At 59.7% G+C, this 26,298-nt stretch carries 24 protein-coding genes; 5 read left to right on the top strand and 19 right to left on the bottom strand.

Annotated elements, in window-relative coordinates; translation table 11 throughout:
* The first annotated feature begins 118 nt into the window (after nucleotides 1–118).
* Complete coding sequence (locus tag ACM530_RS11420) at nucleotides 119–760, top strand: HD domain-containing protein (RefSeq protein ID WP_416364791.1); 642 nt, start codon at nucleotides 119–121, stop codon at nucleotides 758–760.
* A 142-nt stretch (nucleotides 761–902) separates the two neighbouring features.
* On the opposite strand, the gene ACM530_RS11415 is transcribed toward ACM530_RS11420, so the two are convergent.
* The 8 genes from ACM530_RS11415 to ACM530_RS11380 form a co-directional block, all read right to left on the bottom strand.
* Nucleotides 903–1,787, bottom strand: coding sequence for an ABC transporter permease subunit (locus ACM530_RS11415; RefSeq protein WP_106575745.1), 885 nt, complete (start codon nucleotides 1,785–1,787; stop codon nucleotides 903–905).
* The gene (locus ACM530_RS11410; RefSeq protein WP_416364790.1) at nucleotides 1,784–2,704 is read right to left on the bottom strand and encodes an ABC transporter permease subunit; all 921 of its coding nucleotides are present in this window, start codon (nucleotides 2,702–2,704) and stop codon (nucleotides 1,784–1,786) included. The genes ACM530_RS11415 and ACM530_RS11410 overlap by 4 nt, the downstream gene beginning before the upstream one ends.
* On the bottom strand, nucleotides 2,701–3,843 hold the full coding sequence (locus ACM530_RS11405) for an ABC transporter ATP-binding protein (RefSeq protein ID WP_065893882.1): 1,143 nt from the start codon (nucleotides 3,841–3,843) through the stop codon (nucleotides 2,701–2,703). Before ACM530_RS11405 ends, ACM530_RS11410 begins: the two co-directional genes overlap by 4 nt.
* A gap of 72 nt (nucleotides 3,844–3,915) precedes the next feature.
* A complete protein-coding gene (locus ACM530_RS11400; protein WP_262206593.1) occupies nucleotides 3,916–5,010 on the bottom strand; it encodes a polyamine ABC transporter substrate-binding protein in 1,095 nt (364 codons plus the stop codon).
* Between the two features lie 242 nt (nucleotides 5,011–5,252).
* Nucleotides 5,253–6,347 (bottom strand): polyamine ABC transporter substrate-binding protein, encoded by a 1,095-nt coding sequence (locus ACM530_RS11395; RefSeq protein WP_106576071.1) that lies wholly within the window; start codon nucleotides 6,345–6,347, stop codon nucleotides 5,253–5,255.
* Between the two features lie 206 nt (nucleotides 6,348–6,553).
* Entirely contained in the window at nucleotides 6,554–7,918 is a 1,365-nt protein-coding gene (locus ACM530_RS11390; protein WP_416364789.1) for an aspartate aminotransferase family protein, read from the bottom strand.
* A gap of 59 nt (nucleotides 7,919–7,977) precedes the next feature.
* Complete coding sequence (locus tag ACM530_RS11385) at nucleotides 7,978–9,336, bottom strand: glutamine synthetase family protein (RefSeq protein ID WP_017139534.1); 1,359 nt, start codon at nucleotides 9,334–9,336, stop codon at nucleotides 7,978–7,980.
* 39 nt (nucleotides 9,337–9,375) lie between these two features.
* A complete protein-coding gene (locus tag ACM530_RS11380) occupies nucleotides 9,376–10,155 on the bottom strand; it encodes a gamma-glutamyl-gamma-aminobutyrate hydrolase family protein (RefSeq protein WP_416364788.1) in 780 nt (259 codons plus the stop codon).
* 278 nt (nucleotides 10,156–10,433) lie between these two features.
* On the opposite strand from ACM530_RS11380, the gene ACM530_RS11375 reads away from it, so the two are divergent.
* Together ACM530_RS11375 and ACM530_RS11370 are read left to right on the top strand one after the other, a co-directional pair.
* Complete coding sequence (locus ACM530_RS11375) at nucleotides 10,434–11,810, top strand: glutamine synthetase family protein (RefSeq protein ID WP_145157896.1); 1,377 nt, start codon at nucleotides 10,434–10,436, stop codon at nucleotides 11,808–11,810.
* 259 nt (nucleotides 11,811–12,069) lie between these two features.
* Nucleotides 12,070–12,699, top strand: a complete 630-nt coding sequence (locus tag ACM530_RS11370) for a TetR/AcrR family transcriptional regulator (protein ID WP_416364787.1) — start codon at nucleotides 12,070–12,072, stop codon at nucleotides 12,697–12,699.
* Nucleotides 12,700–12,829: 130 nt separating this feature from the next.
* On the opposite strand, the gene ACM530_RS11365 is transcribed toward ACM530_RS11370, so the two are convergent.
* The 8 genes from ACM530_RS11365 to ACM530_RS11330 form a co-directional block, all read right to left on the bottom strand.
* A complete protein-coding gene (locus ACM530_RS11365; RefSeq protein ID WP_003213899.1) occupies nucleotides 12,830–13,045 on the bottom strand; it encodes a TOBE domain-containing protein in 216 nt (71 codons plus the stop codon).
* Nucleotides 13,046–13,064: 19 nt separating this feature from the next.
* The gene (ssuB, locus tag ACM530_RS11360) at nucleotides 13,065–13,871 is read right to left on the bottom strand and encodes an aliphatic sulfonates ABC transporter ATP-binding protein (protein ID WP_416364786.1); all 807 of its coding nucleotides are present in this window, start codon (nucleotides 13,869–13,871) and stop codon (nucleotides 13,065–13,067) included.
* Complete coding sequence (gene ssuC, locus ACM530_RS11355; RefSeq protein ID WP_145157904.1) at nucleotides 13,868–14,656, bottom strand: aliphatic sulfonate ABC transporter permease SsuC; 789 nt, start codon at nucleotides 14,654–14,656, stop codon at nucleotides 13,868–13,870. Before ssuC ends, ssuB begins: the two co-directional genes overlap by 4 nt.
* 9 nt (nucleotides 14,657–14,665) lie before the next feature.
* Entirely contained in the window at nucleotides 14,666–15,814 is a 1,149-nt protein-coding gene (ssuD, locus tag ACM530_RS11350) for an FMNH2-dependent alkanesulfonate monooxygenase (protein WP_416364785.1), read from the bottom strand.
* Nucleotides 15,815–15,839: 25 nt separating this feature from the next.
* On the bottom strand, nucleotides 15,840–16,808 hold the full coding sequence (locus ACM530_RS11345; protein ID WP_416364784.1) for a sulfonate ABC transporter substrate-binding protein: 969 nt from the start codon (nucleotides 16,806–16,808) through the stop codon (nucleotides 15,840–15,842).
* Between the two features lie 93 nt (nucleotides 16,809–16,901).
* Complete coding sequence (gene ssuE / locus ACM530_RS11340; protein WP_106575754.1) at nucleotides 16,902–17,495, bottom strand: NADPH-dependent FMN reductase; 594 nt, start codon at nucleotides 17,493–17,495, stop codon at nucleotides 16,902–16,904.
* A gap of 315 nt (nucleotides 17,496–17,810) precedes the next feature.
* Complete coding sequence (locus ACM530_RS11335; protein WP_003195267.1) at nucleotides 17,811–18,449, bottom strand: peroxiredoxin; 639 nt, start codon at nucleotides 18,447–18,449, stop codon at nucleotides 17,811–17,813.
* 273 nt (nucleotides 18,450–18,722) lie between these two features.
* Nucleotides 18,723–20,081: an OprD family porin gene (locus ACM530_RS11330; RefSeq protein WP_145157909.1), complete on the bottom strand. Its 1,359-nt coding sequence runs from the start codon at nucleotides 20,079–20,081 to the stop codon at nucleotides 18,723–18,725.
* 370 nt (nucleotides 20,082–20,451) lie between these two features.
* Between ACM530_RS11330 and tauA the strand changes: the two genes are divergently transcribed.
* Entirely contained in the window at nucleotides 20,452–21,438 is a 987-nt protein-coding gene (gene tauA, locus ACM530_RS11325) for a taurine ABC transporter substrate-binding protein (RefSeq protein WP_262207125.1), read from the top strand.
* A gap of 131 nt (nucleotides 21,439–21,569) precedes the next feature.
* Here the strand turns inward: tauA and argA are convergent, their stop codons facing one another.
* Together argA and argE are read right to left on the bottom strand one after the other, a co-directional pair.
* Nucleotides 21,570–22,868, bottom strand: coding sequence for an amino-acid N-acetyltransferase (gene argA / locus ACM530_RS11320; RefSeq protein WP_119737335.1), 1,299 nt, complete (start codon nucleotides 22,866–22,868; stop codon nucleotides 21,570–21,572).
* Between the two features lie 133 nt (nucleotides 22,869–23,001).
* Nucleotides 23,002–24,150 (bottom strand): acetylornithine deacetylase, encoded by a 1,149-nt coding sequence (gene argE, locus ACM530_RS11315; protein ID WP_416364783.1) that lies wholly within the window; start codon nucleotides 24,148–24,150, stop codon nucleotides 23,002–23,004.
* Between the two features lie 158 nt (nucleotides 24,151–24,308).
* Here argE and ACM530_RS11310 point away from each other — a divergent pair, with 158 nt between their 5' ends.
* Nucleotides 24,309–25,676 (top strand): inorganic triphosphatase, encoded by a 1,368-nt coding sequence (locus ACM530_RS11310; RefSeq protein WP_242199752.1) that lies wholly within the window; start codon nucleotides 24,309–24,311, stop codon nucleotides 25,674–25,676.
* A 49-nt stretch (nucleotides 25,677–25,725) separates the two neighbouring features.
* On the opposite strand, the gene ACM530_RS11305 is transcribed toward ACM530_RS11310, so the two are convergent.
* Nucleotides 25,726–26,196 carry an Lrp/AsnC family transcriptional regulator gene (locus ACM530_RS11305; RefSeq protein WP_003195279.1) on the bottom strand — a complete coding sequence of 157 codons (471 nt, stop codon included), beginning with the start codon at nucleotides 26,194–26,196 and terminating at the stop codon, nucleotides 25,726–25,728.
* Between the last annotated feature and the right edge of the window lie 102 nt (nucleotides 26,197–26,298).

Raw genomic sequence — 26,298 nt, 5'->3', positions numbered from 1 at the left:
GCACGATGTAGCGCTACTTTGGCCGACATCGCATCCTCACCGCGATAGCCCCCTCGCGCAGGCGCGACCAGACTGGACTCATCGGCGCCCCCCCGGCGCTATCGTGAGGAGAACGACCATGAGCACCACCATCGCCGGCATCCGGATCCCGGACAGCGCCTTGGCCAAGGCCACCACCGAGTACATCCGCGACGTCGAATCCGACCTGCTCTACCACCACTCTCGCCGCGTATTCCTGTTCGGCGCCTTGAGCGGTGAGCGCAAGCAGCTGGCCTACAACCCGGAGCTGCTTTACGTCGGCGCCATGTTCCATGACCTGGGCCTGGTTGAAGGCCATCGCAGCGACAACGAGCGTTTCGAAGTGGACGGCGCCAACGCCGCCGCTGCGTTTCTCAAGCGGTACGGGCTGAGCGATGACGATATCGAGCAGGTGTGGCTGTCCATCGCCCTGCACACCACGCCGGGCGTGCCGCAGCACCTGCGCCCCACCGTGGCGCTGGTGACTGCCGGTGTCGAGATGGACGTGCTGGGCATGGACTACGCCGCGTTTTCCAGCGTGCAGCGCGAAGCCGTGGTGCATGCGCATCCACGCGGTGAAGGGTTCAAGGAATGCATTATCTGTGCGTTTGCCGACGGCTTGCGCCATCGCCCGCAGACCACGTTTGGCAACGTGAAGACCGACGTGCTGGTGGATCAGGAGCCGGGGTTCAAGCCGATGAATTTTGTCGAGGTGATTCGCAAGTCGCCGTGGGTTGCCTGAAACCCAACTTTACAAACACTGCAAAACGACTGTGGGAGCTGGCTTGCCTGCGATGAGGCACTGTCAGTCGACTCATCTGTCGACTGACACACCGCTATCGCAGGCAAGCCAGCTCCCACATTTTTTTACTCCACTGCGCCAGTTAGACCGGTGCAGGCGCCCGGCGCTTGTCCGGCTGTTGCCAGCCGTCCGCCGCCGCTTCTTCAATCGCTTGCTGGATGGCTTTCTTGCGGTGCTCTTCGGCACGGCGGCTGAAGAACCACACCAGGAAGGTCACCAGCGACACCGCCAACAGAATCAGGCTGGCCACGGCGTTGATCTCGGGTTTAACCCCAAGACGCACGGCCGAGAACACTTCCATCGGCAAGGTGGTCGAGCCGGGGCCCGACACGAAGCTGGCCAGTACCAGGTCATCCAGCGACAACGCGAACGACATCATGCCGCCCGCCGCCAACGACGGCGCGATCATCGGGATGGTGATCAGAAAGAACACCTTCCACGGCCGCGCACCCAGGTCCATCGCCGCTTCTTCAATCGACAGGTCCAGCTCACGCAAGCGCGCCGACACCACCACCGCCACATACGCCGCACAGAACGTGGTGTGGGCGATCCAGATAGTGACGATGCCACGCTCCTGGGGCCAACCGATCATCTGCGCCATGGCCACGAACAGCAGCAACAGCGACAGACCGGTGATCACCTCGGGCATGACCAGCGGCGCCGTCACCAGGCCGCCAAACAGCGTGCGGCCCTTGAAGTGGCTGATGCGCGTCAGCACAAACGCCGCCAATGTCCCCAGTGCCACGGCGGCCACCGCCGTGTAGCAGGCGATTTCCAGGGAGCGTGCCACCGAGCCCATCAACTGGGTGTTGTCCAGCAGGCCCACGTACCATTTGATCGACCAACCGCCCCACACCGTCACCAGCTTGGATTCGTTGAACGAGTAGATCACCAGGATCAGCATCGGCAGGTAGATGAACAGCAACCCCGCCACCAGCATGAAACTCGAGAAACTGAAGCGCTTCATATCTTGCCCTCCATCTCTTTGGCTTGGCTGCGGTTAAACAGGATGATCGGCACGATCAGGATCGCCAGCATCACCACCGCCAGGGCAGACGCCACCGGCCAGTCACGGTTGTTGAAGAATTCTTGCCACAGCACTTTACCGATCATCAGGGTTTCCGGGCCGCCGAGCAGTTCCGGGATCACGAACTCGCCCACCACCGGAATGAACACCAGCATGCAGCCGGCGATGATGCCGTTCTTGGACAGCGGCACGGTGATTTTCCAGAAGCTGTTGAAGGTGCTCGAGCCCAGGTCGGACGCGGCTTCCAGCAGGCTCTGGTCGTGTTTGACCAGGTTGGCGTACAGCGGCAGGATCATGAACGGCAGGTACGAATAGACCACGCCGATGTACACCGCGATGTTGGTGTTGAGGATCTGCAGCGGTTCGTTGATCAACCCGATGGACATCAGGAAGCCGTTGAGCAAACCGTTATTGCTGAGGATGCCCATCCACGCATACACGCGGATCAGAATCGCGGTCCAGGTCGGCATCATGATCAGCAGCACCAGCACGGTCTGCATCTCTTTGCGCGCAGTGGCAATGGCATACGCCATCGGATAGCCGATCAGCAGGCACAGCAGCGTGCTGAAGAACGCCATCTTCAGCGAGCCCAGGTACGCAGCGATGTAGAGCTCATCACCTGCCAACAAGCCGTAGTTAGCCAGGTTCAGCACCAGTTGCAGCTTTTGTTCAACGTAGGTGTAGATCTCGGTGTACGGCGGGATTGCCACGTCGGCTTCGGCAAAGCTGATTTTCAGGACGATGAAAAACGGCAGGGCAAAAAACAGGAACAGCCACAGGAACGGAATCCCGATGACCACCTGCTTGCCGCTCGGGACGAGGCGGTTCAAGCGCCGCTTGAGCTTTTTTGTGTTCATGAGCGAAGCACCACGCCGCTGTCGTCTTCCCACCACACGTACACCTGGTCACCCCACGTCGGGCGCTGGCCACGGCGTTCGGCGTTGGCGACAAAGGACTGCACCAGCTTGCCGCTCGGCAGCTCGACGTAGAACACCGAGTGGCCGCCCAGATAGGCGATGTCGTGCACCTTGCCGCTGGACCAGTTGTGTTCGCAGGTCGGCATTTGGGTGGTGACCAGCAGCTTTTCCGGGCGGATGGCATAGGTCACCGACTTGTCTTCCACGGCAGTCGCGATGCCGTAACCCACGTAGATGTCGCGGTCCAGGTCCGGGCACTTGAGCACCGCGTGGCCTTCGGCGTCGTCCACCACCTGGGTGTCGAAGATGTTTACGTTGCCGATGAACTCGCACACCAGGCGGCTGGTAGGCGTTTCGTAGATGTCGATCGGGCTGCCGATCTGCGCGATCCAGCCCAGGTGCATGATCGCGATGCGCTCGGCCATGGTCATGGCCTCTTCCTGGTCGTGGGTCACCATCACGCAAGTCACGCCGACGCGCTCGATGATCTCCACCAACTCCAGTTGCATCTGCGAACGCAGCTTCTTGTCGAGGGCGCCCATCGGCTCATCGAGCAGCAGCAGTTTCGGGCGCTTGGCCAGGGAACGCGCCAGTGCCACACGCTGACGCTGACCACCCGACAGTTGATGCGGCTTGCGCTTGGCGTACTGGCTCATCTGCACCAGCTTGAGCATCTCGGCCACGCGGGCGTCGACTTCAGCCTTGGGGATCTTGTCCTGCTGCAGGCCGAACGCGATGTTCTGCGCGACCGTCATGTGCGGGAACAAGGCGTAGGACTGGAACATCATGTTGATCGGCCGCTCGTACGGCGGCATGTCGGTGATGTCCACACCGTCGAGGTAAATGCGACCTTCGGTTGGGCGCTCGAAGCCTGCGAGCATGCGCAGCAAGGTGGATTTGCCCGAACCCGAACCGCCGAGCAAGGCGAAGATCTCGCCTTTCTTGATTTCCAGGGACACATCGTCCACGGCAATCGTCTCGTCGAACTTCTTCGTGACCCGGTCGATTTTGACCAACACCTTTTTCGGTGTCTGGTCGCCCTCGAGGGCTTTCTTATAGGCGCCGGAGGCAACTGCCATTTACGAAACTCCCAACAAAATTTGAGGTTCGCCCAATACGGGCGAAACCTTGGATAGTTTGAGCTTTAAGCCTTACTTGCCCGTCTTGACCTTGGTCCAGCTACGGGTCATTAAACGCTGCACGTTCGGGGGTAACTCGAAGTTGACAAACGTCCGGTCGAGAACCGCCTGCGGTGGGTAAACCGCTGCGTCGGTGCGTATCGATTGCTCCATCAGTTTGTCCGCCCCAGGGTTAGGGTTGGCGTAACCGACGTAATCACTGACCTGAGCGATCACCTCAGGTTGCAGTAAATAGTTGATGTAGGCGTGGGCCTCTTTAACGTTGGTCGCGTCCGCCGGAATCGCCAGCACGTCAAACCACAGGTTGCCGCCTTCTTTCGGAATCGCGTAGGCGATCTTCACGCCCTTGCCCGCCTCGGCCGCGCGGGCCTTGGCCTGGAACACATCACCGGAGAAGCCTGCCGCCACGCAGATGTTGCCGTTGGCCAGGTCCGAGATGTACTTGGACGAGTGGAAGTAAGTCACGTAAGGACGCACTTTCAGCAGTTTCTCTTCGGCCTTTTTATAGTCGGCCGGGTTGGTACTGTTGGGGTTCAGGCCCATGTAGTTGAGCACCGCCGGCAGCATTTCATCGGCCGAGTCCATGAACGAGACGCCACAGGTGGCCAGCTTCTTCATGTTCTCCGGCTCGAACAGCACGGCCCAGGAATCGATATGGTCGACGCCCAGTACTTCTTTGACTTTGTCGACGTTGTAACCGATGCCGTTGGTGCCCCACAGATACGGCACGGCGTACTGGTTACCCGGATCGTTCTTTTCCAGACGCTTGAGCAGCGCCGGGTCGAGGTTTGCATAATTGCTCAGCAATGACTTGTCGAGCTTCTGGAACGCCCCGGCCTTGATCTGCTTGCCGAGGAAGTGGTTCGACGGCACGACCACGTCGTAACCGGTACGCCCGGCGAGCAACTTGCCTTCCAGGGTTTCATTGGAATCAAACACGTCATACACGGGTTTGATGCCGCTGGCCTTTTCGAAGTTGGCCAGGGTGTCGGGGCCGATGTAGTCCGACCAGTTATAAATATGCACAGTCGGCGCGGCCTGCACGCTGACAGCCAGCGTGATACCTGCACCCACCAGCACGGCTTTGCGAAATAAAGAAATTGGCAAGTGGAGGTCCTCTTAAATAGTTGGGCCTTAAAGTTGTTGCCCGGCAACAAAACCGGCGCGCAACTTACCCTCGATAAACCGATCCGGCAAAACTTTCTGTCATTTAATTTGTGGGAGTCGGTCTAGGTGGGAGCGGGCTTGCTCGCGAAGGCGGTGTGTCAGCCAGCAGGTGTATCAACTGATACACCGCTTTCGCGAGCAAGCCCGCTCCCACACAAGCCCCCTCCCACAGGGTTTAAGGCTTATTTACCCGATTTGATTTTGGTCCAGCTGCGGGTCATTTCACGCTGAGTTGCAGCCGGCAAGTCAGCAATGGCGTAGAGCTTGGCTTGCACATCGGCGGACGGGTAGATGCCCGGGTCGCTGGTGATGTCTTTGTCGACCAGTGGGGTCGCTTTCTCGTTACCGTTCGGGAAACGTACGCTGTTGGTGATGGCAGCCATGACTTTCGGCTCCAGCAGGTAGTTCATGAACTTGTAGGCAGCGTCGACGTTTTCGGCATCTTTAGGGATGGCGACCATGTCATAGAAACTGCCGGCGCCTTCTTTCGGAATGTCGTAGGCCACCTTGACCTTGCCACCGGCTTCAGCTGCGCGGGATTTGGCCTGCTGGATGTCACCCGAGTAGCCCACGGCTACGCAGATGTTGCCGTTGGCCAGGTCCGAGATGTACTTGGACGAGTGGAAGTAGCCAATCGATGGGCGCAGCTTGAGGAACAGGTCCTCGGCTTGCTTGAGGTCGGCCTTTTTCTGGGTGTCGGTCGGCAGGCCCAGATAATGCAGCGCCACCGGCAGCATTTCGGTTGGCGAATCGAGGAAGCTCACGCCGCAGCCTTTCAGCTTGGCGAGGTTCTCCGGCTTGAGGATGGTGTCCCAGGATTCGATCTTGTCGATGCCCAGTGCAGCCTTGACCTTCTCCGGGTTGTAGCCGATACCGATCGAGCCCCACATGTACGGGAAGGCGTGCTTGTTGTCCGGGTCGCTGACCGACACGGCCTTGAGCAGGGATTTGTTCAGGTTGTCGTAGTTGGACAGCTTGGACTTGTCCAGCTCCTGATAGACACCGGCCTTGATCTGCTTGGCGAGGAAGTTGTTCGACGGTACGACAATGTCGTAACCGGACTTGCCTGCCAGCAACTTGGCTTCCAGCGTCTCGTTGCTGTCGAAAACGTCGTACACCACTTTAATGCCCGACTCTTTTTCAAAGTTGGCGATGGTGTCCGGTGCAATGTAGTCGGACCAGTTATAGACGTGCAGCACTTTATCGTCTGCCTGGGCCGCGCCCGCCATTGCGCCCAACAGGGACAAGGCGAGGAGGGTCTTGCCAGCGTTCTTCAAACCTAATGCCTTCATTTGGTGATGCTCCAATTTTTCTTTTTTGGGCCACATTTTTTACACGTTCAGCGGCCCTTCCAAAGGGCAACAAAACAGGGCGACAGTCTGGCAAGTTCAGGGGCCGGCTTTCAACCAAAGCACCCTTATTACTGCGTTTTTGTAACTGCCCGGACGCAGCGCCCGAAGCCGCTGCGCCCTGAGCCTAGCACTTAGCCCTGCAATGCCGCCAAAGTCAGGTCCAGGCACTGGCGAGCCTTGTTGACCAGTTCGTCGATTTCCGCCTTGCTGATCACCAGCGACGGCGAAATGATCATGGTGTCGCCCACGGCGCGCATGATCAGGCCGTTATCGAAGCAGAACGTGCGGCAGATCATGCCCACGCCACGGCCTTCGTAACGTTTGCGCGTGGCCTTGTCCTGCACCAGCTCAATCGCCCCGAGCATGCCGACTCCGCGAACTTCACCCACCAACGGGTGATCAGCCAGTTCCCTCAGACGTTTCTGCAAATACGGTGCCGTTTCGTCGTGCACACGGTTAACGATTTTTTCATCGCGCAGGATGCGGATGTTTTCCAGCGCCACAGCTGCCGCTACCGGGTGACCGGAGTAGGTAAAACCGTGGTTGAAATCGCCGCCTTCATTGAGCACGGCGACCACGTCGTCGTGCACGATCAGGCCGCCCATGGGGATGTAACCCGAGGTCAGGCCCTTGGCGATGGTCATCATGTGCGGCTTGAGGTCGTAGAAGTCGCTGCCGAACCACTCACCGGTACGGCCAAAACCGCAGATCACTTCGTCAGCAACAAACAGGATGTCGTACTTGGCGAGGATTTCCTTGATGCGCGGCCAGTAGGTTGCTGGCGGCACGATCACGCCACCGGCGCCCTGGATCGGCTCGGCAATAAAGGCACCGACGTTGTCCACGCCCAGTTCCAGAATTTTCTCTTCCAACTGGTTGGCGGCCCATACCCCGAACTCTTCCGGGCTCATGTCGCCGCCTTCGCCATACCAGTACGGCTGGGCGATGTGGGTGATGCCCGGGATCGGCAAGTCGCCCTGTTCATGCATATAGGTCATGCCGCCCAGGCTGGCGCCGGCCACGGTAGAGCCGTGGTAGCCATTCTTGCGGCTGATGATGGTTTTCTTGTTCGGCTGGCCTTTGACCGCCCAGTAGTGGCGGACCATGCGCAACATGGTGTCGTTGCCTTCGGAGCCTGAGCCGGTGAAGAACACATGGTTCATGCCAGCCGGTGCGATGTCGGAAATCACCTTGGCCAGCTCCAGCACCGGCGGGTGAGCGGTCTGGAAGAACAGGTTGTAATACGGCAGTTCTTTCATCTGCTTGGCGGCGGCGTCAGCCAGTTCATCGCGACCGTAACCGATCGCCACGCACCACAGGCCGGCCATGCCGTCGAGGATCTTGTTGCCTTCGCTGTCCCACAGGTAAACGCCGTGGGCTTTGGTGATGATCCGTGGGCCTTTCACTTTCAATTGCTTGAAGTCACTGAACGGCGCCAGGTGGTGATCGTTGCTCAAGGCTTGCCATTCACGGGTTTGCGGGTTGTTGCTGGACATACCAATCTCCTAGACTTTTTCAGGTGAGGGCGCGCCAATCCTGCGGCGCACCCGGCGCATCAGACGGCGAAGAGCAGGAATTCCCGCTCCCATGAACTGATCACGCGCTTGAAGTTTTCATGCTCGGCCCGCTTGACCGCGACGTAGCCTGTGATGAATTTTTGACCCAGGTATTTCTCGATGGTCTTGCTGTTTTCCATGCGTTCCAGGGCGTCTTCGATGGTCAACGGCAGGCGCAGGTTGCGCCGCTCGTAGCCACGACCCACCACGGGCGCGCTCGGGTTGTGGCCTTCGACCATGCCGATGTAGCCGCACAACAGGCTGGCGGCAATCGCCAGGTACGGGTTGGCGTCGGCGCCGGGCAGGCGGTTTTCGACGCGACGGTTCTGCGGGCCGGCATCCGGCACGCGCAGGCCCACGGTGCGGTTCTCTTCGCCCCACTCCACGTTGACCGGCGCCGAGGTGTCGGGCAGGAAGCGGCGGAACGAGTTCACGTTGGGGGCAAACAGCGGCAGCAATTCAGGGATGAATTTTTGCAGGCCGCCAATGTGGTTGAGAAACAGCTGGCTCATGGTCCCGTCTTCATTGGAGAAGACGTTCTTGCCGGTGGCGATGTCGATGATGCTCTGGTGCAAGTGCATCGCGCTGCCGGGCTCACCGGTCATCGGCTTGGCCATGAAGGTGGCGGCCACGTTGTGCTTGAGCGCGGCTTCACGCATGGTGCGCTTGAACACCAGGATCTGGTCGGCCAGGGACAGGGCATCGCCGTGACGGAAGTTGATTTCCATCTGCGCCGTGCCGTCCTCGTGGATCAGCGTGTCGAGGTCCAGCTCCTGCAGCTCGCACCAGTCGTAGACGTCCTCGAACAATGGGTCGAATTCGTTGGCCGCTTCTATAGAGAAGGATTGGCGACCGGTCTCAGGACGCCCGGAACGGCCGATCGGCGGTTGCAGCGGAAAGTCCGGGTCTTCGCAGCGTTTGGTCAGGTAGAACTCCATCTCCGGCGCCACGATGGGCTGCCAGCCTCTGTCGGAGTACAACTTGAGGACTTTCTTGAGCACGTTGCGCGGCGACAGCTCGATCGGGTTGCCTTGCTTGTCGTAGGTGTCGTGAATCACCTGGGCGGTGGGCTCGATGGCCCAGGGCACCAGGAATACGGCGTTCTGGTCCGGGCGGCAGATCATGTCGATGTCGGCCGGGTCGAGCAATTCGTAATAGATGTCGTCTTCGACATAGTCGCCGGTCACGGTCTGTAATAGAACGCTCTCGGGCAGGCGCATGCCTTTTTCGGCGATGAACTTGTTGGTCGGCGAGATCTTGCCCCGGGTGATGCCGGTGAGGTCGCCAATCATGCATTCGACTTCTGTGATCTTGTGGTCTTTCAACCAATCGGTGAGCTGGTCGAGGTTGTTACTCATAAATGCCTCTGGGCTGTGTTTCCTGACATCCATTAAAGGTCAGGCGTAAGTTGACGCAGCATCCGCGTCGCGTTGCATCGCCCGCTGTCGACAGGCCGAACCAAAGGCCTGGAAGATCGCGAGGTAGTGCGGGTTAGAGCTTACCTGCCATTCGGGGTGCCATTGCACTCCTAAAGCAAAAGCCTTGCCCGCGGTGTAATAAAAAGCTTCGATCAACCCATCAGGCGCAGTGGCTTCGACCTGCAAGCCGGGCGCCAGGCGGTCAACGCCCTGGCTGTGAATCGAGTTGACCTGGATCGTCTGCGGCAAACCCAGGCTTGCCAATACCCCATTCGGGGAGATCGCCACGGCGTGCGCCGGGCCGTACTGAACGTCCAGCGGCTGAGTGTCGTCTTCGCGGTGATCCATCATGCCCGGCACTTCATGAACCTTCTGGTGCAGGCTGCCGCCAAATGCCACGTTCATTTCCTGGAACCCACGGCAGATGCCCAGCACCGGCACGCCTGCCGCAATCGCAGCACGCAGCAACGGCAAGGTGGTCTGGTCGCGTGCAGAATCAAGAGCAGTCCCGGGCGCGCTGGCCGGGCCGTCGTAATGAAAGGGTTCGATATTGGAAGGAGAGCCGGTAAATAGAATGCCATCCAGGCCGTCAAAAATATTGGCCGGGTCGAGCAGGTCGCCCAAGGATGGAATGATCAATGGCAAGCCCTTGGCAGCGGTGGCCACTGCACGGACGTATTTGTCGCCACTGATGTGATAAGCATGCAGACCGACCTGTTTGGAGCAGGCGGTGACGCCGATTAACGGCAGGCGAGACATGAAGCACCCCGGTATTATTGCTGTTATGGGTTTGAATCGAGCTTAGCCTTGTTCATTTTTTTACACAACACCCCCGTAAAAAATACAACACGGCCCGCTCAAGCCTGCTAGTCCCAAGCCCTCCAAACCCAAAAAACCGCCCCAAAAAGCCCCAAAAAAGGCCTCATGGCGCTTTTTTAGGGCAAAAAAGGCCTCGCTTGACTTCGGCATGCCGTTCGGGTTGACTGAAACCAGAAAAGATCAATGATTGATATTTTTAACAACAAAGGTGTTGCATCATGTCGGTACCCCCGCGTGCCGTTCAGCTTAACGAAGCGAACGCGTTCCTTAAGGATCATCCTGAGGTTCTGTACGTAGACCTTCTAATTGCGGATATGAATGGTGTGGTGCGCGGCAAGCGCATCGAACGCACCAGCCTCCACAAGGTTTACGAGAAGGGCATTAACCTGCCTGCCTCTTTATTTGCCCTGGATATCAACGGCTCGACGGTGGAAAGCACCGGCCTGGGTCTGGACATCGGTGATGCTGACCGAATCTGTTATCCGATCCCCGACACCCTGTGCAATGAACCCTGGCAAAAGCGCCCCACCGCGCAACTGCTGATGACCATGCACGAACTTGAAGGTGAACCTTTCTTCGCCGATCCTCGCGAAGTACTCCGCCAAGTTGTCAGCAAATTCGACGACCTCGGTCTGACCATCTGCGCCGCCTTCGAGCTTGAGTTCTACCTGATCGACCAGGAGAACGTGAACGGCCGCCCCCAACCGCCCCGCTCGCCGATCTCCGGCAAACGCCCGCACTCGACACAGGTCTACCTGATCGACGACCTCGACGAATACGTCGACTGCCTCCAGGACATTCTGGAAGGGGCCAAAGAGCAAGGCATCCCTGCCGACGCCATCGTCAAGGAAAGTGCCCCGGCGCAGTTCGAAGTGAACCTGCACCACGTGGCCGACCCGATCAAGGCTTGCGACTACGCAGTACTGCTCAAGCGCCTGATCAAGAACATCGCCTACGACCATGAGATGGACACCACCTTCATGGCCAAGCCTTACCCGGGCCAGGCAGGCAACGGCTTACACGTACACATTTCGATCCTGGACAAGGACGGCAAGAACATCTTTGCCAGCGAGGATCCCGAGCAGAACGCCGCATTGCGTCACGCGATCGGCGGTGTGCTCGAGACCCTACCCGCCCAAATGGCGTTCCTGTGCCCTAACGTCAACTCCTACCGTCGTTTCGGCGCACAGTTCTACGTGCCGAACTCGCCGTGCTGGGGCCTGGATAACCGCACCGTGGCGATTCGCGTACCGACCGGCTCGTCCGATGCCGTACGTATCGAACACCGCGTGGCCGGCGCCGACGCCAACCCTTACCTGCTGATGGCTTCGGTCCTGGCAGGCGTGCACCACGGTCTGACCAACAAGATCGAACCGAGCGCACCCGTGGAAGGCAACAGCTACGAGCAGAACGAACAAAGCCTGCCGAACAACCTGCGCGATGCCCTGCGCGAGTTGGACGACAGCGAGGTGATGGCCAAGTACATCGATCCTAAGTACATCGATATCTTCGTTGCCTGTAAGGAAAGTGAGCTGGAGGAGTTTGAACACTCCATCTCCGACCTTGAGTACAACTGGTACTTGCATACCGTGTAAGCGGTTGCGGTATTCAATGCGGTGGGCAAGCTTTCTGTGGCGAGCAGGCTTGCCCTGCGTTGGGCTGCGAAGCGGCCCTAAAACCGGACGCCGAGTTCTTGCTGAAGGAACTCGGCGTTTCTATTGGGGCTGCTTCGCAGCCCAGCGCAGGGCAAGCCTGCTCGCCACAACAAGACTGATCCCCAGCCCCCACCTCATCCCAGGTATGGATCATCCACTGGCTCTGCGTACAATGCGCTCTGCCTTGTAGGAGACTTCCATGACTACCCGCCCCGCCGCTCCTCGCAAACCCCGCGCCCGCAGCCAGGCCCGGATCGATGCGATCCTCGACGCCGCCCGCACCTTGCTGGCGACCCAAGGCGTGGCCAGTCTGTCGATCTACAGCGTGGCCGAGCGCGCGCAGATTCCACCGTCGTCGGTGTACCACTTCTTTGCCAGCGTGCCGGCGTTGCTGGAAGCCCTGACGGCCGATGTGCACGCGGCGTTTCGGGCGGCGATCCAGGCGCCCATCGAGCACGAGCTACTCAAGCATTGGCGTGACCTGTCCTGCATCGTCGAGCAACGCATGCTCAGCATCTACGACCGTGATGCCGCCGCACGCCAATTGATCCTGGCCCAGCACGGGCTGACCGAAGTGACCCAGGCGGACCGTCAGCATGATCTGGAATTGGGGGATTTGATGCTGGAGGTGTTCAATCGCCACTTCGAAGTGCCGACGTTGCCCACCGATGTGGATGTGTTTGCCCTGGCGCTGGAACTGAGCGACCGCGTTTACGCGCGCTCGGTGCATCAGCACGGACAGATTACGCCGCGCATGGCCGAGGAAGGAATGCGGGTGTTTGATGCGTATGTGGGGCTTTATTTGCCGGCGTATTTACCCAAGCGGTAAAGCTCGTGGTGACTGGGCCGGCCTCTTCGCGAGCAAGCCCGCTCCCACACTTGACCGAGTTCCAACGCTGGAATGCATTCAAATGTGGGAGCGGGCTTGCTCGCGAAGGCGGCCTCCAGAGCGACGACAATCACAACTTGGCGATCGACACCTCGGTGGACTTAACAAAGGCAATCACTTCGCTGCCAATCACCAACTCCAGCTCTTTGACCGAGCGCGTGGTGATCACGGAGGTCACGATGCCGGACGCCGTCTGCACGTCGATTTCCGACAGCACGTCGCCTTCGACGATTTCCTTGATGGTGCCTTTGAACTGGTTACGCACGTTGATGGCTTTGATAGTCATGATGGTTTTCCTCTATGAGTTATTGGGCCCAACGCAATTGCGTAGGCAGCGGTGAAACAGGTTCGGGCTCCGGCGGCGTGCCGGGCAACGACAGCACACGGTTGAGCACTTCGGCTTCCAGCGCCGCCAGGCGATGTGAGCCCCGGGCGCGTGGGCGCGGCAGGTCGACGATCAGGTCGAGACCGATCTCGCCGTCCTCGATCAGAATCACCCGGTCGGCAATCGCCACGGCTTCACTGACGTCGTGGGTCACCAGCAACACGGTGAAGCCGTGCTTCTGCCACAGGTTTTCGATCAGTTGCTGCATCTCGATACGGGTCAGGGCATCCAGCGCACCCAGCGGCTCATCCAGCAGCAGCAGGCGCGGCTGGTGAATCAACGCGCGGGCCAGCGCCACACGCTGCTTCTGGCCACCGGACAAGGCCGCCGGCCACTCGTTGGCACGCTCGGCCAGGCCAACCGCTTCCAGCGCTTCAAGCGCCTTGGGACGCCAGTTGCCCTTCAGACCCAGACCCACGTTGTCGATGATTTTTTTCCACGGCAGCAGGCGCGCTTCCTGGAACATCAACCGCGTGTCTTCAATTGCATCGCCGAGTGGCGCGGAGCCCGCCAGCAGCTCACCGCCGCTGCCTTTGTCCAGGCCAGCCAGCAAGCGCAGCAAGGTACTTTTGCCGCAGCCGCTGCGCCCCACCACCGCCACGAACTGGCCAGCGGGAATGTGCAGATCAATCTCTTTAAGTACTTCCCGCGCACCAAAGGCCTTGCGCAATTTGCGCACCGCCAGCGGGATGCCCTTGAGCAGGCGCGGAGGTTGTTGAGCCGTCATGCCGCACCTCCTTTATTCACTTGATAGGCCGGGTGCCAGCGCAGCCACACACGCTCCAGGCCACGCGCGGCCAGGTCGGCCAGCTTGCCGAGGATGGCGTACATGACGATGGCCAACACCACCACGTCGGTTTGCAGAAATTCACGCGCATTCATCGCCAGGTAACCGATGCCGGAGCTGGCCGAGATGGTTTCCGCCACGATCAGCGTCAACCACATAAAGCCCAGGGCGAAGCGCACGCCCACCAGGATCGACGGCAGCGCGCCCGGCAGGATCACCTGACGGAACAGGCTGAAGCCGGACAAGCCGTAGCTGCGCGACATTTCCACCAGCGCCGGGTCGACGTTGCGGATGCCGTGATAGGTGTTCAGGTAAATCGGGAACAGCGTGCCGAGGGCGACCAGGAAAATCTTCGCGGTCTCGTCAATGCCGAACCACAGGATCACCAGCGGAATCAGCGCCAGGTGCGGCACGTTGCGGATCATCTGCACCGAGCTGTCCAGCAGGCGCTCGCCCCATTTCGACAGGCCGGTGATAAAGCCCAGGGCCAGACCGATGCTGCCACCGATCACAAAACCCAGGCCGGCACGCCAGCCGCTGATGGCCAGGTGTTTCCAGATTTCACCGGTGCGCACCAGGTTGACCCCGGCTTCGATCACAGCGCTCGGCGCCGGCAGAATGCGCGTCGACAACCAGCCCGCCGATACCGACAGCTGCCACACCGCCAGCAACAGAATCGGCAGCACCCAAGGCGCGACACGATGGCTTAATTTTTCATAGTTCATGACTACGCCTCAGCTCTGCGACGCCGCTTTGGGAAGGATGTCGTTGGCGACCATCTCGCCGAACGGGCTGACGTAACCGGCGCTTTTCGGCAGCTCGGGACGTTCGATATCCAAGTGCGGGAACAGCAGTTCGGCAACCCGATACGACTCTTCCAGGTGTGGATAACCGGAGAAGATGAACGTGTCGATGCCCAACGCAGCGTATTCATTGACGCGTGCCGCGACGGTCGGACCATCGCCCACCAGCGCGGTGCCTGCGCCGCCGCGTACCAGGCCAACGCCGGCCCACAGGTTGGGGCTGACTTCGAGGTTGTCGCGGTTGCCGCCGTGCAAGGCGGCCATGCGCTGCTGGCCCACGGAGTCGAAGCGTGCGAGAGAAGCCTGGGCACGGGCGATGGTCTCGTCATCCACATGGGAGATCAGTTTGTCCGCGGCTTTCCATGCTTCGTCGTTGGTCTCGCGCACGATCACATGCAGGCGAATGCCAAAGCGCACGGTGCGCCCGAGCTTCGCGGCCTTGGCGCGCACCTGTTCGATTTTTTCCGCGACCGCCGCCGGTGGTTCGCCCCAGGTCAGGACCATTTCAACCTGTTCGGCTGCCAAGTCCTGGGCCGCTTCGGAAGAACCGCCGAAGTACAGCGGCGGACGCGGTTGCTGGATCGGCGGGTAGAGCAATTTGGCACCTTTGACCCTGATGTGCTCGCCGTCGTAGTCCACGGTTTCGCCTTCGAGCACGCGGCGCCAGATGCGCGTGAATTCCACCGAGGCCTGGTAGCGCTCTTCGTGGCTGAGGAACAAGCCGTCGCCGGCCAGTTCTTCCGGATCACCGCCGGTGACCAGGTTGAACAGCGCACGACCGCCGGACAGGCGATCCAGGGTCGCGGCCTGACGTGCAGCCACCGTCGGGGAAATGATCCCGGGGCGCAGTGCGACAAGGAATTTCAAACGCTGAGTCACCGGGATCAGCGAGGCGGCCACCAGCCACGAGTCTTCGCAGGAGCGGCCGGTGGGAATCAGCACACCGCCAAAACCCAGCCGGTCAGCGGCCTGGGCCACTTGCTGCAGATAACCATGATCGACGGCGCGAGCGCCTTCGGCGGTGCCAAGGTAACGGCCGTCGCCGTGGGTAGGCAGGAACCAGAAAATATTGAGGCTCATGGAGTTGTCTCCTGAAGAAATCGGATTACGGCGCTGTGGCAACGGCGGCGGGTGGCGTCCAGATCACGTCCTTGATGTTCAAGGGTTTGGGGATCAGTTTGAGCTGGTAGAAGCTGTCGGCGATTTTCTGCTGGGCGGCGACCACGTCCGGGGTCAGGAACAGCGCGCCGTAGCCCTGGCGCTTCACCGAGGTCAGGGTGATGTCAGCCGGCAGGCCAAGCAGCGGCGCGACTTGTTCGGTGACTTCCTGCGGGTTGGCCTTGGACCATTCGCCCACTGCGCGCACTTCTTCCACCAACGCCTTGATCACTTCAGGGTGCTGCGTGGCGTACGGCTTGGTGGCCAGGTAGAACTGGTGGTTGTCGGCGATGCCGGTGCCGTCACGCAGGGTGCGTGCCTGCAGTTGTTTCTCGGCGGCAGCCTGGTACGGGTCCCAGATCACCCAGGCGTCGACGCTGCCACGCTCGAACGCGGCGCGGGCATCGGCGGGCGGCAGGAACACGGTCTGCACGTCGGTGTATTTCAGGCCGGCATCTTCCAGCGCACGCACCAGCAGGTAGTGCACGTTGGAGCCTTTATTGAGCACGATTTTCTTGCCCTTGAGCTCGGCCACGGATCTGATCGGCGAGTCTTTCGGCACCAGGATCGCTTCGCTGGTCGGCGCCGGCGGCTCGTAAGCTACATAGAGCAGATCGGCACCGGCCGCCTGGGCGAAGACCGGCGGGGTTTCGCCGGTAACGCCGAAGTCGATGGAGCCGACGTTCAGGCCTTCGAGCAGTTGCGGGCCACCGGGGAATTCAGTCCATTGCACCTGCACGCCTTGGGCGGCCAGGCGTTTTTCCAGAGTGCCCTTGGCTTTGAGCAGCACCAGCGTGCCGTACTTCTGATAGCCGATCCGCAGGGTTTCGGCGGCTTGGGCTTGAACCATGGCGCCGAAGGACACAGCCGCAACAAACAGTGCGACCAGACCACGACGCAAGATGACAGTGCGCATGGCGCTCTCTCCAAAAATGCGATGAGGGGGTTGGCTGCACCTGCTTGGCCGTTGGCGGCTGAGTAAGGTGAGTACTACAAAATCCGGTGAGGCTTAAATGCTCCAGCGAGCACTCAACAAACGTTCATTCAACACATTGGGGTCCAGCGGTTTCGGGCGACGGGCCATGGCGCTATAGAACGTCTCCAGGGCCTCGTGCAAACGCTGTTCAAGCACGGGCACCAGCTGCGCCTGGGCGCTGCCTTCGGCATAAGCGATCTGGCTGTCCTCGGCAAAAATGCCGTGGAGCAATTCCTGGGCCTTGAGGGCCGACAGCACGGGCTTCAGTGCGTAGTCCACCGCCAGCATGTGCGCGATGCTGCCGCCCGTGGCCATGGGCAATACGATCTTGTGCGCCAGGGCGCGTTCGGGCAGCAGATCCAGCACGGTTTTCAGCGCGCCGGAGAACGAGGCTTTGTACACCGGCGTGGCAATGACCAGGCCGTCGGCGTTGGCGACCTGTTGCAGCAGGTCGATGACCTTTGGGCTGTCGAAGCGCGCATGCAGCAAGTCTTCGGCCGGGAAGTCCCGTATCTGATAACTCACCACTTCCACGCCTTTGTCTTGCAGCCACTGACGGGTTTTTTCCAGCAAGACCCCGGAGCGGGAACGCTGGCTGGGACTGCCTCCAAGTGTTACGACCAGCATGCAGGTATTCCTTGAGCAAGTGTCGGCGGTTCGCTGTGTGGCGATGCCGCCAAGATGGGACAGACCATATCAGGTGATTTATATATCTATAAATCTTATTTTTTCATTTGTTTATTCTATAAATGCATATGCACTTTATAATCCTGGGGCGAAAAAAAAGGCCGTCGAAACGGCCTGAAAACCCCTGCTATGTGATTCGGCTTTAACTTGAATTCGGTGGTGCATGTACCGGCGCCATCGCGGGCAAGCCCGGCTCCCACAGAGGAATGCGGTCAACTGTGGGAGCCGGGCTTGCCCGCGATGGCGGTGCCAGTCTTAACGGTTGGGCTGTGGGGTAAGGCGCAGGTACGGCTTCACGGCGCGATAGCCTTTGGGAAAGCGCTTCTTGATCTCTTCCTCATCCTTGAGCGACGGCACGATCACCACCTCATCACCGTCCTGCCAGTTGGCGGGCGTGGCCACCTTGTGGTTGTCGGTCAGCTGCAGCGAGTCGATGACCCGGAGGATTTCGTGGAAGTTGCGGCCGGTGCTGGCCGGGTAGGTAATCGTCAGGCGGATCTTCTTGTTCGGGTCGATCACGAACAAGGAGCGCACGGTGAGGGTGTCACTGGCGTTCGGGTGGATCAGGTCATACAGGTCCGAGACTTTGCGATCGGCGTCGGCGAGGATCGGGAAGTTGACGACCGTGTTCTGGGTTTCGTTGATGTCTTCGATCCATTTGTGGTGCGAGTCCACCGGGTCGACCGACAGGGCAATGGCCTTGACGCCGCGCTTGGCGAATTCGTCCTTGAGCTTGGCGGTAAAGCCAAGCTCGGTGGTGCACACCGGGGTGAAGTCCGCCGGATGGGAAAACAGCACGCCCCAGCTATCGCCCAACCATTCGTGGAAACGAATCTTGCCGGCGCTGGAATCCTGTTCGAAGTCGGGGGCGATGTCGCCCAGTCTTAGGCTCATGGTGTGGCTCCTGGTGAGTGCTTATGGAGCCCACTGTGCATGGGTTGAAGATTATTTAAAAAGAATAAATATCGATTTATTTAGACGATAAACGAATATTAAAAATCAATTCATTGGACGCGGGAAAGACCGAGGATCAACATCCATCACAAGGTTCGAGAAGGCCTTGAGACGCTGTACAAAGAAGGGATTCAGGAAGGGCTTGCGGGGGTTGAGCCCGACTTGAAAGTAAAGCACCCTGCCCGGCGTTGCGCCGGGCAAGGTTTTACGCTCTTACTTGAACGCGTAGCTGTAGCTAACGATTACGCGGTTTTCGTCCTGGGCACGGGTGTTAACCAGGTCGGTACGCCACATAGCGTTTTTCCAGGCGACGCCGAGGTTTTTCAGCGGGCCTTCTGGAACAACGTAAGCCAGAGTCAGGTCGCGTTCCCACTCGGTTTTATCACCGGCGGTGGTCTGGATGTTGCTGCCTTTGAGGTAGACAACACCAGCAGTCAGGCCTGGCAGGCCAACCTTGGCGAAGTCATACGCGTAGCGAGCTTGCCAGGTGCGTTCGCCAGCACGGGCGAACTTCTGGATTTGCATGTCGGTGGTGGTGCTGTTCGAAGAGCCATCACCTTGGTTCAGCCAAGGGAAGTCGCTGTCGCCCTTGGTGTACTGGTAGCCACCACCGAAGGTGTGACCGGCAACCGAGTACAACGCCAGGTAGCTGTACAGATCGTTGTCGACCTTGCCTTTAACCTTGGTGGCGTTGGTCGGGTGATCCGAGTAGTAACCCGAAGTGTAGTAGCCCGCTTCGTTGCCGTTGGCGCCGTTGTCGCGGCTGCGGTAGTAACGCAGGTCACTTTTCAACACGCCAGGACCGATAGCCCAGTTGTGGACCAAGCCCAGGAAGTTCTGCGCGTAGAAGTCTTTCAGCTCGCCGTAGTAGTACGAAGCGGTCAGATCTTTGGTGATTTTGTAGTCAGCACCGGCGTAGTAGAACTTGTTGACGAAGTTGCCAGCGTCATAGTTCGAGCTACCGTTGGCACCCGCCAGCGACAGGCCTTCGTTGTTGCTGGAGTTACGGCCCTTGGAGTGCTCGATCTGACCGGCAGTCAGGGTCAGGTCCTTGATCTCGTTCGAGGAGATCTCGCCACCTTGGAACGTTTGCGGCAGCAGACGACCGTCGTTGGTTTTGATAACCGGGTTGTTTGGCTGCAGGGTGCCGATTTTCAGCACGGTCTGGGAAACCTTGACCTTACCGGTCACACCCAGGCTGGCGAAATCGTTGACCGCTTTGTTGCCATCGCTTGGGAACACAGTGCCGCCAGACGCGGTGCCCGTGTAGTTACCGTGATCGGCACGGCTGGAATCCAGACGTACGCCGTACAGGCCGATAGCATCAAGACCGAAACCAACGGTCCCTTCGGTGAAGCCGGAGATGAAACGCAGGTCAAAACCTTGGCCCCATTCAGCGTTCTTGCTGCGGGTGTTCGAGGTCGCCGAAGGCTTCAAATCACGGTTGTCGGTGTTGATGTAAAAGTTACGCAGACCCAGTGTTACTTTGCTGTCATCGATGAAACCGGCGGAGTTTGCCTGTTGGGCAATCGCAGCGACAGCCACGGCCAACGCCAATGTTGACTTCTTCATGTACCGCTCCTCTCATTTCTAATTTTTGTATTTCTTAGGTCCTGGGTCTGACGCCCCGGATCCACAGATGCGCGATTAGCGCCAGATAGTGACTACCAAGTCAATCGTAACTTTGTATGTCTACTACCTTCGTCTAACCGCAGTTAATTTGGTCCCTGCAGGGTAATGAGTTTTTCATACACCCAAAAAGAATTGTTTCATTCTTTTTCATACGATCCAGGAATAAGCCTTTCCATGAGGCGAGCCGATCAGCGTAGACCAACCGCTCCATAAGCTAATTCCTAAAGGGTATTTACCAGCCTTTTTTTAGATCGATTAGTGTGGCCGTACTGTTGCATACGTCACCCACGATCAAAAAGGCGACGCCATCATGGCCAAAGGCACATCCTCCCGTCAATTTGTTACAGTTTTTGTGTCACTAATACTTTCTTTTGGTGTCAAAGCGGCCGATTTAACCATCGGCTACCAAACCGGCATCGACCCCAGCAAAGTCCCACAGGCCGACGGCCTCTACGAAAAAGCCCTCGGCGAGAAGATTGCCTGGCGCCGTTTCAACAGTGGGCCCGACGTTGTAACCGCGATTGCGTCTGGCGATGTGCAAATCGGCAACCTCGGTTCCAGCCCCCTCGCAGCGGCGGCTTCACGCAATCTACCCATCGTGGCCTTTATCGTATCGGCGCAGATCAATGCTTCTGAAGCCCTGGTTGTGCGCAATGGCAGTGGCATCGACAAACCGCAGGACCTGATCGGTAAAACCATCGCTACGCCCTTCGTCTCAACCTCTCATTACAGCCTGCTCGGCGCGCTGAAACATTGGGGGCTGGACACCAAACAAGTCAAAGTAGTGAACCTGCAGCCCGCGGAAATTGCGGCCGCGTGGAAACGTGGCGATATCGACGGCGCGTTCGTGTGGTCACCGGCGCTGGGAGAAATCCGCAAGACCGGAAAAACCCTGACAGACGCAGCCCAGGTGGGCCAGTGGGGGGCGCCGACGTTTGAGGTGTGGGTAGCGCGCAAGGATTTCGCGGAAAAACATCCTGATGCAGTGGCCAAGTTTGCCAAGGTCACGCTGGATGCATTCGCCGACTACGCCGCCCATAAAGACGGCTGGACAGTGGATTCGGAGCCGGTGCAGAAAATCGCCAAACTGACAGGTTCAAATGCGGCCGATATTCCTGAGCTGTTGGCCGGCAGCACCTTCCCGGACGCCCAGGCGCAACAAACCGATGCCCTGCTTAAAGGGGGCACGGCGAAAGCGATTGGGGAAACGGCGAAGTTTTTGAAGGAACAGGGGAAGGTTGAGACGGTGTTGCCGGACTATTCGGCCTTTGTGACCGATAAATTCATCAGCCAATAAGGTAATCAAATGTGGGAGCTGGCTTGCCTGCGATAGCATCACCTCGGTTTATCTGAAAAACCGAGTCGTCTGCATCGCAGGCAAGCCAGCTCCCACATGAGCCAGCTCTTTATCAGGCAGGAAGATCAGGCTTACAGAGCCTTCTCGAAAATCTTCGAGTTACGCTGATAGTTGTACAGCGACGCCCGCGCTGACGGCAGGCGGTCGACGCTGCTCGGCACAAACCCGCGCTCCCGGAACCAGTGTGCGGTTCGCGTGGTGAGCACAAACAGCGTCTTCAAACCCTGCGCCCGCGCACGGGTCTCGATGCGCTCCAGCAACACGTCGCCGCGTGCGCCGTGACGATACTCCGGGTTGACCGCCAGACACGCCAGCTCCCCTGCATCCGAATCCGCGATCTGATACAGCGCCGCACAGGCGATGATCATGCCTTCGCGCTCAACCACGCTGAACTGCTCGATCTCACGCTCCAGCACTTCCCGCGAACGCCGCACCAGAATGCCCTGCTCTTCCAGCGGGCTGATCAGGTCGAGCAAACCGCCCACATCCTCAATCGCCGCCTCGCGCACCTGTTCGAATTGCTCCTGGGCCACCAGCGTACCGCCGCCGTCCCGGGTGAACAGCTCGGTGAGCAACGCGCCATCTTCGGCGTAGCTGACGATATGGCTGCGCCCTACTCCGCCCCGGCACGCTTCGGCGGCGGCGTCCAACAGTTCAGCTTGATAGTTGCTGCCCAGGCGCTGCAGGTGCGCCGGCACTTGCTGCGGACGCAGCTCGCGGACCAGGCGACCATGTTCGTCGATCAGGCCCAGATCGGCGCCAAACAGCAGCAGCTTGTCGGCGCCCAGGTCGATGGCGGCGCGGGTGGCGACGTCTTCGCAGGCCAGGTTGAAGATTTCGCCGGTCGGCGAGTAACCCAACGGCGACAGCAGCACGATGGAGCGCTCGTCCAGCAGGCGGTTGATGCCCTTGCGGTCGACCCGGCGCACTTCGCCGGTGTGGTGGTAATCCACGCCTTCAAGCACTCCGATCGGCCGTGCCGTAACCAGGTTGCCGCTGGCGACGCGCAGGCGCGAGCCCTGCATCGGCGAGGAGGCCATGTCCATCGACAGGCGTGCTTCGATAGCAATGCGCAGGTGGCCGACCGCGTCGATCACGCACTCCAGCGTCGCGGCATCCGTGATGCGCAGGCCTTCGTGGTAAGCCGGGGTGAGGCCACGCGCTTCAAGGCGCGCTTCGATTTGTGGGCGCGACCCGTGAACCAATACCAACCGCACGCCCAGGCTATGGAGCAGCACCAGGTCGTGGACGATGTTGCCGAAGTTGGGGTGTTCCACACCATCACCGGGCAGCATGACCACAAAGGTGCAGTCGCGGTGAGCGTTGATGTAAGGCGAAGCGTGACGAAGCCAATTGACGTATTCGGGCATAAAACCTGGGCCTGTAATAAAAAGCAGCCAAAAAAGGATGAAACATAAAAGCGCACAGCGGGCTGATGGTTATCGTCGGAACAGGCTTGGCGACACGCTCGCTCTCCTTATGTACGAATGGGCAGGGGTTAATTTATGCAGGTTTCAGGCAGTAATGGTCGATCAGTTCCCGCAATAGACGCACTGTAGGCGTCAAGCGTGACATTTCGAGGTACTCGCCCGGCTGGTGGGCGCAGGCAATATCGCCAGGGCCAAGCACCAGAGTTTCACAACCAAGGCGCTGAAGATAAGGCGCTTCGGTGCCGAACGCTACTGCTTCGGCACGATGACCGGTCAATCGTTCCGCCACCCGCACCAGCTCGGCGTCTTCGGCCTGCTCGAACGGCGGCACTTCGGGAAACAACGGCGCGTAGTCGATCTTGACTTTATGGCGCTCGGCCAGGGGTTCGAGCTTTTGCCGGATAGCGTCGCGCAGCACCTTGGGGTCCATGCCCGGCAGGGGCCGCAGGTCGAACTCCAGGGAACATTGGCCACAGATACGGTTGGGGTTGTCGCCGCCGTGGATACAACCGAAGTTCATGGTCGGTTGCGGCACGCTGAATTGCGGGTTGCGGTACTCGCGCTGCCAGGCCAGGCGCAGGCCGCGCAGTTCACCAATGGCATCGTGCATCGCTTCCAGAGCACTGTGGCCCAGGCTTGGGTCCGACGAATGGCCGCTTTGCCCAAGGATGTCGATGCGCTCCATCATCACGCCTTTGTGCAGGCGGATCGGCTTGAGGCCCGTCGGTTCGCCGATCACCGCCGCGCGGCCCAACGGGCGCCCGGCCTCGGCCAGTGCGCGGGCGCCGGACATCGAGCTTTCTTCATCGCACGTGGCGAGGATCAGCAGCGGTTGTTTGAACGGCTGGTCCAGCAACGGCAGCACGGCTTCGATGATCAGCGCAAAAAAGCCTTTCATGTCGCAGCTGCCCAGTCCTACCCAACGGCCGTCAACTTCCGTCAACTTGAGCGGATCGGTCTTCCACTGCGCGGCGTCGTAGGGAACGGTATCGCTATGCCCGGCCAGCACCAGACCTCCAGGGCCACTGCCGAAGCTGGCGAGCAGGTTGAACTTGCCCGGGCTGACTTGCTGGATGTCGATGGCAAAACCCAGATCGCCCAGCCACCCGGCGAGCAGGTCGATCACCGGGCGGTTGGTCTGGTCGAGAGACGCTTGGGTGCAACTGACCGACGGCGCGGCAATCAATGCGGCGAATTGCTCTTTCATGGACGGTAACGGCATGCGCGGCCTCTCAACTTCCCGGATGAGCCCCACTATAGAACCATCTGCACGCCACAATAAACCGTTGCGGCGCGTTGCCGGGCTCAGTCCTGTACACTGCACGACCTTGGCAGCCACTCTTTTCCCCGGCTGCGCTCCCGATCCTGGATTTTCCGGCCATGCAGAAAGAAACCGAAATCAAGCTCCGCGTCAGCCGCGAAACACTCGCCGCGCTGCGTGAGCACCCGCTACTGAAAAAACGCAACAAAAGTGGCTGGGAACGCCGTGAGTTGATGAACCAATACTTCGACACCCCCGAGCGCGACCTGGCTCAGGCCAAAGTCGCCCTGCGTTTGCGCAAGGACGGTGACGAAATCATCCAGACCCTCAAGACCCGTGGCCAAAGCGTCGCTGGCTTGTCGGAACGCAACGAGTACAACTGGGACCTGCCCAAAGCCAAGCTCGACGTGAAGAAACTCGACGGCGAATGCTGGCCCGAGCAACTGGCCGAGTTGGACAAAAAGACCCTCAAACCGATTTTCACCACCGACTTCGTGCGTGAACGCGCCGAAATCGCCTGGGGCCGTGGCAAGGCCAAGGTCGTGATCGAAGCCGCTCTGGACCTGGGCCACGTCGTGGTCGGCAAGCAGAAAGAAGAAATCTGCGAGCTGGAACTGGAGCTGCGCGAAGGTGAACCGGCCGCCCTGCTGGAACTGGCCGCCGAACTGGCCGCCACCCTGGCGCTGATGCCGTGCGATATCAGCAAGGCCGAGCGCGGCTACCGTCTGTATGACGCCAGCAGCTACTCGCTGAGCCTGCCTGCGCCGCAGATCCACGCCGAAATGCCGCTGGACGACGCCTTCGCCGCGATCATGTGGCACCTGTTGGGCAGCAGCCAGCGCCTGGCCGAGCAATATCGCTTCAATGGCCACTGGCGCTTGCTGCAGGACTGGGTCGAAAACCTCGGTGAACTGCGCGCGCTGATCGGCAGCCTCGGCCAGGCCGCCCCGCGTCAATCCACCAGCGAGCTGCGCAGCGCACTCGATGCATTGCTGGAAGACTGGCGCCCACTGGTGCAGGCCGGTGACGACGATGAAGACATCCGCAAAGCCGCACCTGAACAGTTTGTTGAAGAACTGCAAGACGTGCGCTGGGGCTTGTTCTCGCTGAACACCTCGCGCTGGCTGCTGGCCCGCACCTGGACCGCCGACCGCAACGTGCGTGGCAACCGCCAGGGCGCTGCGCAAATCACCAACTGGCTGCCGCGCCTGCTGGCTGACGACGCCGTTGCCCTGCAACTGCAACGTTACCAGCAACAACCGGAAGACCTGGCCGAGCAACTGCCGCGCATTGAACGCATCCAGGCCTGGCTGCACCACGCGCGTCAGGTGGTGGACATTCCGGAACTGGACCGTTTGTACGGCGAGCTGAACAAGCTGGCGGTACTGGCTAATCAGCCGATTACCGACGAGTCGCTGGATGCGCGTATGCATCAGGCGATTGCGGTGTATCAGAACCGTGCATGGAAGACGTTGCTGCGTCTGTAATACCAGGCAACTCGGTCAAATGTGGGAGCGGGCTTGTCCGCTCCCGCAGTCAGCGCAACACTGGCAGGCTGGTGGTGGACTTGATCTCCGACAGGGCCACAATCGAGTTCACCTCCTGAATCCCCGGTACCATCGACAGCTTCTCGAAGAAAAACCGCTCATACGCCTCGATGTCAGAGGTAACGATGCGCAGCAGAAAATCCACCGCCCCCATCAGCACATAGCACTCCAGGACTTCCGGAAACCCGCGAATCGCTTCGGTGAATTCGGTGAAGTTGGACCGTCCGTGAGCATTGAGTTTGACCTCGGCAAAAATCTGCGTGTTGAGGCCGATCTTCTTGCGGTCCAGCAGCGTGACCTGCCCGCGAATCACGCCCTCCTCTTTAAGCCGTTGAATACGCCGCCAGCATGGCGATTGCGAGAGACCCACCTGCTCGGCGATCTGCGCGCTGGAAAGCGAGGCGTCCTCTTGCAGCAGGGCCAGAATGCGGCGGTCGTAGGCGTCCAACTCACTGTGCATAAAAATACCTATGAAGGCGCTAAGCCTGAATTACTTGAGTCGTTTTTTCACCAATAGGGCGCATCTTAGATAAGAAATCTCCGCGTGCGAATGTAAAAATTT

This window comes from Pseudomonas sp. NFX183, from assembly GCF_047943075.1.
In the GTDB taxonomy this organism is placed as follows: Bacteria; Pseudomonadota; Gammaproteobacteria; order Pseudomonadales; family Pseudomonadaceae; genus Aquipseudomonas.
This window is presented reverse-complemented; position numbering and strand designations above follow the sequence as displayed.